17 protein-coding genes, 1 pseudogene and 1 riboswitch are annotated in these 14084 nt (G+C 58.7%); of the genes and pseudogenes, 8 read left to right on the forward strand and 10 right to left on the reverse strand.

Annotation, left to right across the window (positions count from 1 at the left end; all coding sequences use genetic code 11):
* The first annotated feature begins 971 nt into the window (after window positions 1-971).
* From FHT70_RS00005 to FHT70_RS00015, 3 genes are all read left to right on the forward strand, one after another.
* A complete protein-coding gene (locus FHT70_RS00005) occupies window positions 972-1238 on the forward strand; it encodes a DUF1488 domain-containing protein (protein ID WP_097599671.1) in 267 nt (88 codons plus the stop codon).
* A 39-nt stretch (window positions 1239-1277) separates the two neighbouring features.
* A complete protein-coding gene (locus FHT70_RS00010; protein WP_183698229.1) occupies window positions 1278-1544 on the forward strand; it encodes a BON domain-containing protein in 267 nt (88 codons plus the stop codon).
* 1519 nt (window positions 1545-3063) lie between these two features.
* Window positions 3064-3279 (forward strand): DUF982 domain-containing protein, encoded by a 216-nt coding sequence (locus FHT70_RS00015; RefSeq protein ID WP_282615142.1) that lies wholly within the window; start codon window positions 3064-3066, stop codon window positions 3277-3279.
* A 586-nt stretch (window positions 3280-3865) separates the two neighbouring features.
* Here the strand turns inward: FHT70_RS00015 and FHT70_RS00020 are convergent.
* Window positions 3866-4402: a hypothetical protein gene (locus FHT70_RS00020; protein ID WP_183698231.1), complete on the reverse strand. Its 537-nt coding sequence runs from the start codon at window positions 4400-4402 to the stop codon at window positions 3866-3868.
* Between the two features lie 322 nt (window positions 4403-4724).
* Between FHT70_RS00020 and FHT70_RS00025 the strand changes: the two genes are divergently transcribed.
* On the forward strand, window positions 4725-5042 hold the full coding sequence (locus FHT70_RS00025; RefSeq protein WP_246721661.1) for a BON domain-containing protein: 318 nt from the start codon (window positions 4725-4727) through the stop codon (window positions 5040-5042).
* Window positions 5043-5156: 114 nt separating this feature from the next.
* Here FHT70_RS00025 and FHT70_RS00030 read toward each other — a convergent pair whose 3' ends face one another.
* Both FHT70_RS00030 and FHT70_RS00035 read right to left on the reverse strand, forming a co-directional pair.
* Window positions 5157-5480 carry an ATPase inhibitor subunit zeta gene (locus tag FHT70_RS00030; protein WP_183698232.1) on the reverse strand — a complete coding sequence of 108 codons (324 nt, stop codon included), beginning with the start codon at window positions 5478-5480 and terminating at the stop codon, window positions 5157-5159.
* On the reverse strand, window positions 5477-5770 hold the full coding sequence (locus FHT70_RS00035) for a hypothetical protein (RefSeq protein ID WP_183698513.1): 294 nt from the start codon (window positions 5768-5770) through the stop codon (window positions 5477-5479). Before FHT70_RS00035 ends, FHT70_RS00030 begins: the two co-directional genes overlap by 4 nt.
* Before the next feature lie 457 nt (window positions 5771-6227).
* Between FHT70_RS00035 and FHT70_RS00040 the strand changes: the two genes are divergently transcribed.
* Window positions 6228-6587 (forward strand): hypothetical protein, encoded by a 360-nt coding sequence (locus FHT70_RS00040; protein WP_183698233.1) that lies wholly within the window; start codon window positions 6228-6230, stop codon window positions 6585-6587.
* Window positions 6588-6626: 39 nt separating this feature from the next.
* On the opposite strand, the gene FHT70_RS00045 is transcribed toward FHT70_RS00040, so the two are convergent.
* Window positions 6627-6842 carry a hypothetical protein gene (locus FHT70_RS00045; RefSeq protein ID WP_183698234.1) on the reverse strand — a complete coding sequence of 72 codons (216 nt, stop codon included), beginning with the start codon at window positions 6840-6842 and terminating at the stop codon, window positions 6627-6629.
* 259 nt (window positions 6843-7101) lie between these two features.
* Between FHT70_RS00045 and FHT70_RS00050 the strand changes: the two genes are divergently transcribed.
* The 3 genes from FHT70_RS00050 (at window position 7102) to FHT70_RS00060 (ending at window position 8938) form a co-directional block, all read left to right on the forward strand.
* On the forward strand, window positions 7102-7545 hold the full coding sequence (locus FHT70_RS00050) for a hypothetical protein (protein ID WP_246721663.1): 444 nt from the start codon (window positions 7102-7104) through the stop codon (window positions 7543-7545).
* 461 nt (window positions 7546-8006) lie between these two features.
* Window positions 8007-8315 carry a hypothetical protein gene (locus FHT70_RS00055; protein WP_183698235.1) on the forward strand — a complete coding sequence of 103 codons (309 nt, stop codon included), beginning with the start codon at window positions 8007-8009 and terminating at the stop codon, window positions 8313-8315.
* Window positions 8316-8626: 311 nt separating this feature from the next.
* Window positions 8627-8938 (forward strand): hypothetical protein, encoded by a 312-nt coding sequence (locus tag FHT70_RS00060; protein ID WP_183698236.1) that lies wholly within the window; start codon window positions 8627-8629, stop codon window positions 8936-8938.
* A 159-nt stretch (window positions 8939-9097) separates the two neighbouring features.
* Here FHT70_RS00060 and FHT70_RS30150 read toward each other — a convergent pair.
* The 6 genes and pseudogenes from FHT70_RS30150 to thiC all read right to left on the reverse strand — a co-directional run.
* Window positions 9098-9262: pseudogene (locus tag FHT70_RS30150) on the reverse strand (cold shock domain-containing protein); the annotation flags it as partial.
* A 123-nt stretch (window positions 9263-9385) separates the two neighbouring features.
* Window positions 9386-10012: a thiamine phosphate synthase gene (locus FHT70_RS00070; protein ID WP_183698237.1), complete on the reverse strand. Its 627-nt coding sequence runs from the start codon at window positions 10010-10012 to the stop codon at window positions 9386-9388.
* Window positions 10009-10782: a thiazole synthase gene (locus FHT70_RS00075; RefSeq protein ID WP_183698238.1), complete on the reverse strand. Its 774-nt coding sequence runs from the start codon at window positions 10780-10782 to the stop codon at window positions 10009-10011. Before FHT70_RS00075 ends, FHT70_RS00070 begins: the two co-directional genes overlap by 4 nt.
* A gap of 1 nt (window position 10783) precedes the next feature.
* On the reverse strand, window positions 10784-10981 hold the full coding sequence (gene thiS / locus FHT70_RS00080; protein WP_097599663.1) for a sulfur carrier protein ThiS: 198 nt from the start codon (window positions 10979-10981) through the stop codon (window positions 10784-10786).
* Window positions 10978-11964: a glycine oxidase ThiO gene (gene thiO, locus FHT70_RS00085; RefSeq protein ID WP_183698239.1), complete on the reverse strand. Its 987-nt coding sequence runs from the start codon at window positions 11962-11964 to the stop codon at window positions 10978-10980. The genes thiS and thiO overlap by 4 nt, the downstream gene beginning before the upstream one ends.
* Before the next feature lie 2 nt (window positions 11965-11966).
* The gene (thiC, locus tag FHT70_RS00090; RefSeq protein ID WP_183698240.1) at window positions 11967-13799 is read right to left on the reverse strand and encodes a phosphomethylpyrimidine synthase ThiC; all 1833 of its coding nucleotides are present in this window, start codon (window positions 13797-13799) and stop codon (window positions 11967-11969) included.
* 94 nt (window positions 13800-13893) lie between these two features.
* A riboswitch (TPP riboswitch) is annotated at window positions 13894-14024 on the reverse strand.
* Between the last annotated feature and the right edge of the window lie 60 nt (window positions 14025-14084).

Below are 14084 nucleotides of genomic sequence, written 5' to 3' on the forward strand. Positions count from 1 at the left end.
GACACCGACCGAGGTATTTATGGCGCATTTGCGCGAAGATGGGTGATCCCCTATCCTGCAAAACAGGCATGATGCACTTGGGTTAGCTTCTCCATGAGTGGAGGTGTGATAGAGGCTTTGAAAACAAGGATCAGACGTGTGTCGCTGTCGAGGTTCCGGAGAATGCCATCTTCGTCGACGCGCCCCACGGACTGAAATGGAAGTGCGACCGCGGCTTCGAGCCGAGGGGCAATCAATGCCTGCAGCTCAAGCTTCCCCAAAACGCACATCTTAACTCGACGGGCAACGGATGGGACTGTAATCGTCCGTACCAGCTTCGCGGTGGTGCCTGCATGATCGAATGACAATCAGCTGAAGTCTACCTCGGTGCCTCCCTCGCCGTCTAAATAGCTGATGATTTTTCACTCTGCTCGTTTTTTCTATCGGAAAGCAAACGGCTGGGCGCCGAAGACGGAAACTCCAGAAGAGCGACGAGATTACTGTCAGCGCGTAAATGAAAACTTCCAATTCCGACACTATATCGTCATCATAACAGCGGGTATCACGATGAACCGTCTGCAGGAGTTTTCGATCAGACCAAATGGGGATCGATGGTGCGAAACGCGGACGCCGTAGAAAGGTTTCATAACCTGCCCCCGTTCGGCCCGAACGCGATGCTCTCGTCGCAGCCCTCCTCAAGCGCAGACGACAGATTCCAGCCAGCCACGAACTCTCCTCTGACCCTACATTGCAATTCGAGGGCCGCGCCCCATATTTCTTAGGACCGGAGCTGCGAAGGAGCAGCCGTCGTTCCGGGATTCCGGCACCCCGACAGCAGGAAGCCGGACAGGAGGAAGGTCTCCTGCATCTGTAGCACAGCGGCAACCTGACCAGCCCTGCCGCTCCTCAGCGAGCCCGGCGGAAGTTCAATGGCATACTTTGCGACAGTCCAGTTTGACTTGGCACGACCAACCCCTCCGGGAGAGAAATGCGTGACACTGACCTTTCCCAATAGAAGCCGCAGTTTCGACGAGAGCCGCAATGCCGTTCGCTTCTCCGGATATGACGGCATGTTCGAGGTGCGGTTTTTGATTGAAGCCAATGCCTTGCGGACCGCAAGCCAGGCCGCCCGCTCCGAAGACGAGTGCTTGAGAGCCTTTGATATGGCGCGCGAGGCCATTCTGGATGCGGCTACCCATGCCTACGGCCGCGGCTGCAAGGACCGACATACCCTGACGGCGCGGGATATCCGCCGATAGCCTATTACACCCGAAAAGGGCCGCGCAGGAGGCGAAACGATGTCAGTCGACAGAAAACATCTCAGCGTCGCGAGCCGCGTAGCAACCCGCCATCCCGACCAGGACGATCTTGAATCGGCGGTCGACACCGCGCTTGCCGATTCCAGCGATCTCGACTCCAGCTATATCTTCGTCACCGCACGCGGCAGCGATATCACGCTCGCCGGGTGGGTGCATGTGCAAGCGGAGGTGTTGTTGGCGGAGGAGATTACGCTGAGAACGAAGGGTGTGCACAAGGTTCATAATGAGCTGTCGCCGGATTTGTGAGGCGAACCCATGGCACTATTTCCATCGGCGCGCATCCGCGCCGTGTTCCCGCCCTGACTGGGAGCAAGCCCGGCACGCTGCCGGGTTTCCGATAACCGCAGATGGATCTCCCGATCACAGAGGCGGTTGGCGGACGAGGTCCTGCAAGGCGGCGACGCTCAAAGCCTCCATGCGTTCCCGCAAGGCTCGCTCATCGAGATTCTTGCCCGCCGAGCGTAAATCTACCATGATCTTGCCGCGGCGAACGCGATACCGCAGGAATTACAGTTGGCTGCTTCGAAAAGTGGGCTCGCTTCAGTTTCTCAAAGCGAGCCTTCCGAGTTGCTACTATCAGACGTCTATTTGCGTCCACCACCAGGACGGGATTTGGCACCTGTTCCGCCTGCGGTCTTGGCGTCGGGAGCTTGCCCGAAGTTTGTTCCCCCCAGGTGCCCGCCACCGCTCGTGTTTGCGACCTGGCGTTCGGTTCTGCGCCGGATCTCAGCTGCATTGGTTTTGCTCATTTTCAATTCCTTTTCGTCGCATGAGTGATCGCTGCCGGACGGCGCCCGGAAGACAGAAGTTCGATTTTGAGAGAAAAGGGTTGCTTGACGCCAATCGGCGCGAAACGAAGCTCTACTAGCAAACTCGATGTGGCAACCTGAGCCGCCATTGTGTTTAAACGAAGTTCTGGGACAGCGAGCCGGCCAACAAAAAAGGCCGGGGCGAAACCGCACCGACCTTCCTCACATCGCTACTCGTACCAATGCCAGTACATCCGTGGTCAAAAGCAGAAAGCGATTGCGGCAATTGCGAGCGACAGATGCTTTCCAGCGCTCATCAGCAATGCCGATGAGAGGCATATACGCACTCGCTGCATGAAACGCAACCGCAATTATCGGTTTTGTTAAAGATATCTTATAAAAATTCAAATTGCGTGATTCACATTGCATCCGGAGCTGCGCTCAGGCATGGTCACCTCGTCAGCAGCCAATGTTACGGGCGCTGCTGCATCAGGGCTTTCAGCCCTCGCCCCAAATTGAAGGAGGACCGGAAATGTCTTCCGAACACGTCCATATCTTAAATTCCAGTGACCTCACAATGCTGCGAGGCGTCTTGGATGCGGCTGGATACAATTCAGCCAGAAGCGTCGCCCATCCTGAGCGATACAGCGCGGCAGCGAAGTTGCTTATCCAACGTTTCCAATATGGGATGACCTCTGCCGACGACCTTTCCAGGGAGCTGGAAAGGTGTTTTGGCGAGCCAATATCGTCGAAGTCTCCGCCAAGCTTTGAGCGGACACGCGCCTCCATTCAGGGACGGCCTGCCCGATAAACCTCCGACAACCGTAGGACTTCCCGGCCCTCCCAATGTATAGGGCGATAGCATGGAACAATGCGTCAAGGCGGGGGTTGGGAGTGTGGATTGCACGGGTGAGGAACGTTTCTCCCTCATGCCGTACTCCGGCTAACTGTGAGATCCACTATTTCTCAAATGTGGAATCGGAGACTGTGTGTCGACGTCGGCGTGGCTGCTCTTAGTGGTTGAACGCAATCAGGTGCGGCATATTATTGCGTCCGCAGATGAAGCCCTTGACATGCTTTTTAAGAATTGGCCGGTGACGAGCGGTAGCGCTTTCTTTATGGCAATGGAGGCCTGTGCGGGCACGGTAGAGGGCATAGTAACCGAAGGGGAAGCCCAGTCCGCATTCCTTGCAGCAGCTTTTGACGCGCGAGTCGTGGTTCGGATCGCCTAGCTCTTGACTTAAAAGGACTGCCGATTTCCTCGTCTTCGGGTCAGAACCACCTGGAGGCGGCGTCCGAGGCAGGTCAGGAAGGCCGCAATGGTAAGCGCAAATCCCCGCCTCTGCGTGGCTTGGGCGGCCTCGAAAACAGATATTGTCAAACCGGTGCGGAGGTATCTCGCCACTTTCGCCAGGACGGTCCGCAAGTATCAAAATCAACGCATCGCGTTCTGGCCAATGGGCGCCGAACGCCTCGCGCGGCGTCGGTTGCTTAGCGGTAGCATACCGATCGATTTTTGGAGTGCTCATTCGCTCCGCCAGGATTTTGCCCTCTCCACCTGCTCTTTCTGCAAGCGGTGGTCTCTGAAGAGTGCATCGTCAATCTCGCCTCGGGTAAAGGCATCTGCTGTCGTTAGGGGTCTGCGTCTCGATGGAAGGAATTTCAAGACGAGCGGCGTTAGTTTTATAGGCCAGGAACGACACGTCCTCCAGTGCATCTTCCTTCTCGCCGAGCCGGTAAGTGCCCGGCGCGAGAGGAGACACGAGTGAGCCGATGTTGAATGCGTTATCAAATCACATGAACGTCTCAAGTTTCTGCTCATGTGACGCGCCAACAAAACTGCTCTCGTTCTTTTCGCTGTCGTTTAAGGTGGGCGGTCTTAATTATTCGATCGGTGTCGGCCCGGCGAGTGATCGCTTTCGATACCGCGCTTGTTCGCTGATCGTCATCCGGGTCCTTCGCAGCCCAATCCGATTTGAATACCGCGAGGCTGCGACTAGCCAGTTCTGTGGCCGCCTCTAACGGAACATCCGCCAGCTCCGCGGATCCAATGTTAGGGGCGGGATTGGACGCTGCCGGGAGCGGAATGCCTTGAATCGAGAACCGGTTGAACAAGGGGCGAGAGTAACGCGGAGCCGGCATCTGCGGGCGTCCGAAGGCCATTTCCAGGGTTTTTTTCAGTTCTTCAGGATTTCGCGTTCCCGCCCGAAAGAGGGTAATGAGAAGCCTTGCAGAGATGTTGTGGAGCCGCGGCGGTGGTGAGACATTTCCGGAATAGCCCGCTTCGTGCAAGACGTCTTGCAGCAGGCGCAAATCGGCTGATGTAAGATGGGAAGTTTCCTGTTCGGAAGACATCATGCCCTCCTTCTGTTGGGGCGAGGACTATTGAAAGCCCTCAATCGGCAGTGCCCGTTCAGTGGCTACCGAGAAAGAAACCTTGCTCCCTGTCAGGTCATATAGCAAATGGATTCGAGCATCTGGAGGCAACGCAGACACGCAACACCCGATCATCCTGCCGGGAGGCAATTGTCGCGTCGAATGTTCGATCGCTCAGATGAATGAGGAGCGCAATAATTCGCGAAAGTGCGCATGCAACAGTCCCAGCAAGCAGCCCGCCCAACGTTTGACCAGTGATGGTCGAAATCGGCGTTCTTGGGAATAGGTAACGAGCTAGTTCTTGCCGCCGCAGTGGCAGCCTTCCGCGCTGCTCACGTCTCTTCTTAGAGACACCAACATCCAAATCCGCTTCATAGATTTCGCGGAAAGTCGCACCCCAAACCGCGATGCCTTTCTCCGCAAGAGATGGAGCCCGCAAAGCGCGCTTGCCGATTCCAGCGATCTCGACTCCAGCTATATCTTCGTCACCGCACGCGGCAGCGATATCACGCTGGCCGGGTGGGCGCATGTGCAAGCGGAGGTGTTGTGGGCGGAGGAGATTACGCTGAGAACGAAGGGTGTGCACAAGGTTCATAATGAGCTGTCGCCGGATTTGTGAGGCGAACCCATGGCACTATTTCCATCGGCGCGCATCCGCGCCGTGTTCCCGCCCTGACTGGGAGCAAGCCCGGCACGCTGCCGGGTTTCCGTTAACCGCAGATGGATCTCCCGATCACAGAGGCGGTTGGCGGACGAGGTCCTGCATGGCGGCGACGCTCAAAGCCTTCATGCGTTCCCGTAAGGCTCTCTCATCGACATTCTTGCCGGCCGAGCGTAAATCTGCCAAGATCTTGGCAATCACGCCCTCATCGTCAGCGCCTGCCATCCTGACATCGAAGATCTCCCCGGCATAGGCTTCGGCATCGGCAGTGCCCGTCATGCCGCAGATCCAGACCGCCAGCAGGCGGTCGCGGCGCGATCGCACCTTGAAGGCAATTTCCGAATTCAGGAAATAGATCTGCTCCAAGGCTTTCTCACGGTCTTCGATGGCATTCATCGGGACAGCTCCTCAGTCGCATTCGTTGCTGCCAAGAGATCAGCGAGCGCCGTCGGCTCGATCCGGACGATCCTGCGCAAGCGGTTCTCCTGAGCAATCGACGGCAGATGGATGTAGGTTGCGACGCGGCGGTAGGCAAGCCAAGACAGACCTTCGATCGGCTCTTCATCCTGCGCGATCTTGTAATCGCCGGCCGGATGCATCTCGCCAGCCAGATCGGGCAGCGCGAAAGGGGCGGAGAAGTGCACGATGGTGTTCGTCGTGCGTGTAGATGATATGTCCATGGACATGGTGACAGGCTCCAGTTGAATACGGTCAGCCAAGCGCGTGATTACTTCCTACAGGGCATTGGCAGAGCGATCGGAATTCAGGCCGATGATGGCCCGCAAGTTTCTGGCACCTGCGAGAGCCACAGGGCCAAACGACATAGAGATTCCTACGCCCCAATTGCGTCGCAACTGGGATGAAATGCTAAACTGAAGGTTTTGTTCAAGCTCGATTGGCAAGATCTGGAATTATAATATTATTGGTTGATGGAACTAAATTGAACTAATCTTCAGTAAAGACCTATTTGCCTTTTTATTGTGTTATTTTCCTGAAATATAAGATGCTGCAATTCCAAGATCGGATTGCGAAAATATGCGTCACCTTAGCGAGCCCGCTCGACACGCAGGAGGCCCGCCGTAAAAGGGCGTCGCTGCGTGAACGGCAGGCTCGTGGCCTCACAATAAAACGGAGGGCATCTAAATGTCGAAACATAACAACGCCAAGCGCTTTGCTGCCCGTGATCGCGACGACGCCAACGGCAAGCGCCCGGATGGCAATCCCTCGGCCAAGGAATTGATCGCCCATGCCGTCGCCGCACGCACCGACCTCGCCATGCCGTCCGAGGAAGCTCGCGCAGTTGACGAACGCCGTGAAGCAAAGAAGCCGCGGCATCGGTTCACAAAGCGCCAAAGCACTGTGGTCGATGACAAGAGCTTGGGTGTCCGGGACCTTCCCACAATGAGAGAACTCGAGCAGGCCCGGACCGATCACAGCCGGAAGATCGCCAGCCAGGAAGCTGAGAGGCGTGCCGAGGAGCCTGACGAGAAGGCTGCGGAGTGAACAAGCGGGAAGCCCGTCAACCGCCCCGAGTGCGCAGGCTCAGCGTTCCAATCGGATCGACGCCTGAATCAGATCCTGATGGAAGCAATGCTTGCGTAGATCTTCTGTCAATTTGACCAGCCTTTCGTTGGCCAGTCCATCGGGCTCGCCTCGCGTCAGCATTCCGTCGATCAGGCTCTGCTGAGCGCAGATCATCTGCCGGTCGATAGTCACCTGCCGGCGCGCGAGTTCCAGGTCCTTCGGGGAATAGGTCATGAGAGACTATATCATACAGGCAGATGAAAGTAGGATTCAATTCGGAGCCGCCTCGGTACTATAGCGGCCGCCAGGTGAGTTGATATCGCTGAACGAGCCGAGGAGAGCCCGCGCCTCTCGCCCCGTGACCTAGTAGCTCCGCAACGAGAATTATATGGTTGCCTGGCACTGCGTTAGCCGCTTTCGCCTTGGATAAGGCGCAATAGAGGCGCATGTTGGCATATCGGCAGCCAATGAAACGGGCGCTGCCGATCAAGGGGTGGCTCCCTTCGCCCCAATCAAAGGAGGACAAGATGTCTTCCACCTTCAAGCACTCTTCCCATATCGCGGCATATGGCGACTTCTTATTCAGGGCTTCCATCCTGGCGAGCTTCGCCGTCATCATCAGTTTAATTTTGAGAGGCTGGTTATGGTAGTAATCATCACAACCGGAATTCCGACGAAACGCGACGAGAATTGGCGGCTCCGGTCCATCCTCAAGCGCGCGGACTACGCGACGACAGATCTCGTTGCTTCAGAACATGGCGACCATCACGAAGAGGTGATGGTGATAAGGCGCATCAAGGCGGCGACGATTCCCGCGCCCGCCTACCCCTCTTCGAGACGGCGGAAGCTGCATGCCGATCCTGAGGCTTTGGCATCATGGGAAAACGAAGGGGGCGCCACGCGAGATGTGGACGCGCCTGCGGACAAGAAGAATTGATGACCCGCGAGGCAATTGAGCAAGGAATGCCGGATTGGCGATCAGGCTCGGTGGTCGAAAGCCCAGCCCCTCTTAGTCTTTGGTGATGCTGAAATTCTGCCCAGTGGTATGTTGCAAAGACCTGCAGCGATCATGCCGTCGCAGGCGTGATGTCGCATTGCTCCAGCTCGGAAAGAGGTGATCGAGCGATTTCCGGTTCACCGACTTCATTCGGAGTTCGGACGGCATGTGCGTAGGTCCTTCTACGTCCTTCTGGCCCTGATGATTGAACCTGGAAAGAGATGATTGCGAAAAATCACCACATTGGGACGCACAGGTCTGACCGCTTTCTCCTCATCCCACAATATTCAGTTTGCCAGCCGTATCGATTAGGCGCATGGTAGGTCTTCAGTAGCTGTTTCTCAGGGCGCTACTGCGTGGAGGTCGGTTTCTGCCTTCGCCCCAAATTGAAGGAGGACAGCATGTCTTCCAATCTCAACATGTCTGTGCGGACCTCTGACCTGGCTGTATTGCAGGGCGTCCTTGACGACGCAGGATACGATCGCACAAGTAGCCTTGCAGACCCGAAATATTACAACGTTGCCGTCAGACTGCTGTTCAAGCTTTATCACGACGGAATGACCTCGCCCGCCGCCCTCTCTATCGAACTCAGCCGGCACTTCGGAAAAACACCACTGTCCTCGAAATCATCCGCGGAGTTCGAAAACAATCGCAAGCGCATTCAGGGTATCCGTTCAGCCGTTAAAGTTAGGTCGCCTACCGGCGCCTGAGCAGACCGTGTTGGGTAACTTCTCGCAAAGCTCATTCGACGAAGGCCTTACCAACGCGATGGAGGGTTGCATGCCGGCGCCGTTCGAACAGCTAGACGACCTTCTCATCGCCCCCGGCGCAAGCGTCGGAGGCGCAGGAAGTCATTGACTCTCCGTGCCATGAACTACCTGCAACGAAAGTGCACAGCGCCGGATTGCGCCGGCGGTCCAAGCCGTTCACTCAAGACCTTGCTGCTGCGCTTGCGAAACCATAATGCGCAACAGCCCGCCGGGAAGCGGCACAATAATGGGCACCGTCAGAGGAGGCTAGAATGCCAGAAGCACCAAACGAATTTGCGGCCAGTCCAAACGGAGACAAATGGTATCTCGAACATAACGAAACAGCGGACCAGCATACTGTCATCCATCGCGCCAACGATGCCTCCGGCGGCACTGTGACGAGATGGCCGATTTCGAGCTTTCTGGAGCACTTCGGCGATCATCCGCAAGGTCAGGCTCTTCGCGAGGCATTGCACGATGCTGGATCAGCTGAGCAGGAAGTACCGAGTGAACATACGCCCGTTGTGCAGAAACTGGTGACTTCTTTCCCTTGGTCCCGCAAAACGCAACACGTTGAGGATTGAGTACGCTCTCACTTACCTGAAAGGGTAGCCCCACGGGCGGTCTCAGGCTCGGCATATGCAAACGGTCAGCTGGGTCGTCGAAAAAATTCCTGGCGCGGTCCTTGACGGACCTCCGTCCACTCGTCTGTACCCCTTCAAGCAGACTGAAGATTGCCAGACCGACATCTTGCCGGACTTGTCGTCATGCTCCAAGTCGTAGCCGTTCTTCTGGCCTTTGACGATTTCGCGCACGCCAGCGCGTTCCACGGCAGAAATATGGACGAACGCGTCGGGGCCGCCGTTGTCAGGCTGAATGAAACCGAGCTCATTAGTGGAATTGAACAGATCCGGCGTCCGCCTCGCAAGCAAACGGAGCAACCGAAAAGTCGAATTTCGTGACCTAGTTGAGTATATGGATAATACCCGCGCCGGCAGGATCGAAGGCTTCCCCGTTGCCGGCGGGATGTATCAACCTTCATCCTCATTCGCGCGCCGCCACGGCGCGGTTGCGGCCAGCCATTGCCGCGTGCGGGCCTCGGGATCCGCGTTGCGGGTGATATCGGTGACCACGGCAGCACCATCGGCGCCTTTTTCCAGCACCAGCGGCGCGCGTTCGGCAGTGATCCCCCCAATGGCGACGAGCGGTATCGCGCCGACACGCCGGCGCCAGTCCGCAACACGTTCAATGCCTTGCGGCGCCCATTTCATCTGTTTGAGAATCGTCGGCCAGACCGGTCCGAGCGCAACGTAATCCGGCTCTGCCGCCAGCGCCGTCTCCAGCTCCGCTATGTCGTGGGTGGATAGGCCGAGCTTCAGGCCGGCGCGACGAATGGCATTCCTGTCGGCGGCCATAAGGTCCTCCTGGCCGAGATGAACGAAATCGCATCCTTCATCGATCGCAAGTTTCCAGTAGTCGTTGACGACCAATTGGCAAGCCGCTGCCGCGCAGGCAGCCTTCGATCGCCGGATCTGCTCGCGAAGCACGGAGTCGGGGCAAACCTTGATGCGCAGCTGGACGAGTTTGACGCCGAGCGGCACGAGACGCTCGATCCATTCGGCGCTATCGACGATCAGATAGAAGGGGTCGAGCTTCACGAGAACACTGCCTTTCCGATAACGGGAGTGGATGGGACGGCGATATCGCGTGGCTCCAGCGGTACGGCCCCATGCGCCAGGCGGCCGGCATCGATCGCAAGCGCGAAGGCCTCGGCAATGCTGGCGGGATCTCCGGCGCCGGCAACGGCGGTGTTGAGGAGAACGGCATCATAACCGTACTCCATGACGGTGGCGGCGTGAGACGGGCGGCCGATGCCGGCATCGATGATCAGCGGCACATCCGGAAAGTGAGCCCGGAACGATCGCAGCGCCATCGGGTTCAGCGGCCCTTGAGCGGAACCGATCGGCGCGCACCAGGGCATCAGGACGCGGCAGCCGGCATCCAGCAGCCTTTCGGCGACGACAAGGTCGTCGGTCGTATAGGGGAAGACCTGAAAGCCCTCGCCGGTCAGGATGCGGGCCGCTTCGACAAGGCCGAAGACGTCAGGCTGCAACGTATCGTGATGTCCGATGACTTCGAGCTTGATCCAGTCGGTGCGGAAGACGTCGCGCGCCATCTTCGCCGTCAATACGGCCTCCTGCACGCTGTGACATCCGGCCGTATTCGGCAGCACTTGCACGCCAAGCTCGCGGATCAGGTCGAAGAAGGCGCCGCCTGCTTTGCCGCCGGCGGCTTCGCGGCGAAGCGAAACGGTGACGATCTCGGTCTTCGAGCGCTTGACCGCCTCTGCAAGCACAGCTGGAGACGGATAGCGGGCGGTACCGAGCAGCAGTCGGGAGCGGAATTCAACATCATAAAGTTTCAGCATCTCAGCCTCCTTGCATGGGTGAGAGAATTTCGATGCGGTCGCCTTCGCCGAGCCTGAAATCGCCGCGGTCCTCACGGTGCACCAGCTCGCCGTTCACTGCGGTCGCCAGCCATTCGCCTTCGTAGTCGAGAGCGAGAAGAAGATCCGCGAGCGTCGCGGCTGCGACCTCCTGTTCCTCGCCATTGATGATGAAGGTCATGATGCCCTCCTTTCCGAGTGCTTGTCTTTTCCAAGAAGAAGCCGCGCCACCTCCCCTGCCATGGCCGGCGCCAGCAGAAAGCCGTGGCGGTAGAGGCCATTGACATGGAAGATGCGCCCCTCCTGCGTCACCCGCGGCAGATTGTCGGGATAGGCCGGCCGCACGCCCGCGCCGGTCTCGGTAACCCGTGCCTCGCCGAAGGCAGGATTGACGGCATAGGAGGCATTCAGCAACTCCATCAGCGAACGCGCGGTAATCGGGCCGATGTCGTTGCTTTCGATCATCGTCGCCCCGATCATGAAACGATTTCGCTGGCGTGGCACGATATAGATCGGGTGGCGCGGATGCAGCAGGCGAACGGGGCGAGAGAGAGTGACCTCGTTCGTTTCGACGCAGAGCATCTCTCCGCGAACACCGCGCAATCCGGGCAGGCGGCCGATCTGGGCAGCCCCGGTGCAGTCGATCACGCGATCGTAAGGGGCAAGGTCAGCATCGCCCGTGACGCCGAATGTGAGACGCATGCGGGCTTCTTCAAGTCCGGCGGCGAGCCCCGAGAGCGCCTGGCGCGGATCGAGATGCGCTTCCTGCCGGAAGAACAATGCCCTGCGGAAGCGGCCAGCGAGATCCGGTTCAAGCGTCGCGATCGCCGGCTCGTCCAGCCATTCCCATCCGCTTGTCCGGCGGCAAAAGCGGTCGAGTTCGCCGGCATCTCGCCCGGCCGCCACCACAAGCGTCCCCCGGCGATTGACATGGCCGGGCAGCGCTGCCTCCCACCAATCGGCGGCAAGACGGCCGAGCGCCAGGACCGGCTCGTCTGCGCTTTCCCTTTCGCACCATGGAGCCAGCATGCCGCCGGCAAAGCCGGAAGCACCGGCGCCGACCTGGTCGGCTTGCTCAGCCACGCTGACCCGGAAACCGTGCCGATGGAGCTGCCAGGCAACGGTGAGGCCGGCAACGCCGGCCCCCTTGACGAGAACATGCATCGTCATTCTCCGGCAAGCGTTTTCGCAGCGTCGGCGACCGGCATGTAGAGGTCGCCGCCATCGCGATATCTGGCGGCCATGGCTTCCAGTCCTTCTTTCTGCGCCTCGGCGCGAATATCGTGGGAAATGCGCATGGAACAGAATTTCGGGCCGCACATCGAACAGAAATGCGCCACCTTGTGGGCCTCCTTCGGCAGGGTCTCGTCATGGAAGGAACGCGCCGTATCCGGGTCGAGGGAGAGGTTGAACTGGTCTTCCCAGCGGAATTCGAACCGCGCCCGCGACAGCGCATCGTCACGGATGCGGGCGGCCGGATGGCCCTTGGCGAGGTCGGCGGCATGCGCGGCAATCTTGTAGGTGATGACACCGGTCTTGACGTCGCTGCGGTCGGGCAGGCCCAGATGCTCCTTCGGCGTGACGTAGCAGAGCATGGCCGTGCCGAACCAGCCGATCATCGCGGCTCCGATGCCGGAGGTGATGTGATCATAGCCCGGCGCAATGTCGGTGGTCAGCGGTCCGAGCGTATAGAAGGGAGCCTCGCCGCAGACCTTGAGCTGCTTGTCCATATTCTCCTTGATCTTGTGCATCGGCACGTGGCCAGGGCCTTCGATCATCACCTGGCAATCCCTGGCCCAGGCAATCTTGGTCAGTTCGCCGAGGGTTTCGAGCTCGGCAAATTGCGCAGCGTCATTGGCATCGGCGATCGAGCCGGGGCGAAGGCCGTCTCCAAGCGAGAAGGAGACGTCATAGGCACGGCAGATGTCGCAGATTTCCTCGAAATGCTCGTAGAGGAAGCTCTCCTTGTGGTGATGCAGACACCACTTGGCCATTATCGAGCCGCCGCGTGAGACGATCCCGGTGACACGATTGACGGTGAGCGGGATATAGGCAAGCCGCACGCCCGCATGGATGGTGAAATAATCGACGCCCTGCTCGGCCTGTTCGATCAGCGTATCGCGATAGACTTCCCAGGTGAGATCCTCTGCAATGCCGTTCACCTTTTCAAGCGCCTGGTAGAGAGGCACCGTTCCGATCGGAACCGGCGAATTGCGAATGATCCGTTCGCGGATGTTGTGAATGTTGCGGCCGGTGGAAAGGTCCATAACCGTGTCGGCGCCCCAGCGGATCGCCCAGACCATCTTTTCCACCTCTTCCGCCATCGACGAGGTGACCGCCGAGTTGCCGATATTGGCGTTGATCTTCACCAGGAAATTCCGGCCGATGATCATCGGTTCGGATTCCGGGTGGTTGATGTTGGCCGGAATGATTGCCCGGCCGGCTGCGATTTCCTGGCGGACGAATTCGGGCGTCACGAAATCGGGAATATCAGCGCCAAAGCTTTCGCCGTCGCGCGCGAGCGCCTCCTTCGCAGCCTGCCGGCCGAGGTTTTCGCGGATGGCGATGAACTCCATTTCCGGCGTGACGATGCCGGCACGCGCATAGGCGAGCTGGGTTACGGCGCGGCCCGCTTTTGCCTTCAGCGGCGTGTTGCGAAGCGGGAATTCCGGCGTCAGCCGCTCGCCGGTGACAAAACCATTGTCTTCAGGCTTCACCACCCGGCCTTCATAGGCCTCGACATCGCCACGCGCCCTGATCCAGCTCTCGCGCAAACGCGGCAGTCCGGCGTCGATCGAGACCGTATAGGCCGGATCAGTATAGGGACCGGAGGAATCATAGACCGTTACCGGCGGTTCACCGGAGGTCGGGTGAAGGCTGATTTCGCGCATCGGCACGCGCAGATCAGGATATAGCGTTCCGGGCTTGGCGATCTTGGTCGAGGCCGGAAGCGGGCCGGTGGTGACGACCGGAGTAAGCTTGGGTGCGACAATATTCATGGGTGAGGCTCCAAGGTTTGACGTTTGGAGACCCAGTTCCAGTGTTGGAATGATGGAAAGACGCCTCATACGACAAAGCGAAATCCGCCCGACAGCCGCAGCGTCTGCACCGTCCCTACGCCAGTATGAACTGGATCAGGTTCAACGGGTCACTGCGCCACAACCGGCAAGCCGTATTGTTCAGCAGAATCTCAGCCCCTTGCCGGGACACCCCTGGTGAATGCCCTGCATCAAAGACCGCTGCGGCCCTGATGTCAAGCCGACCCTCACGCGTTCCCATCCTTA

The sequence above is a fragment of the Rhizobium sp. BK049 genome (assembly GCF_014193135.1).
Lineage (GTDB): Bacteria > Pseudomonadota > Alphaproteobacteria > Rhizobiales > Rhizobiaceae > Rhizobium.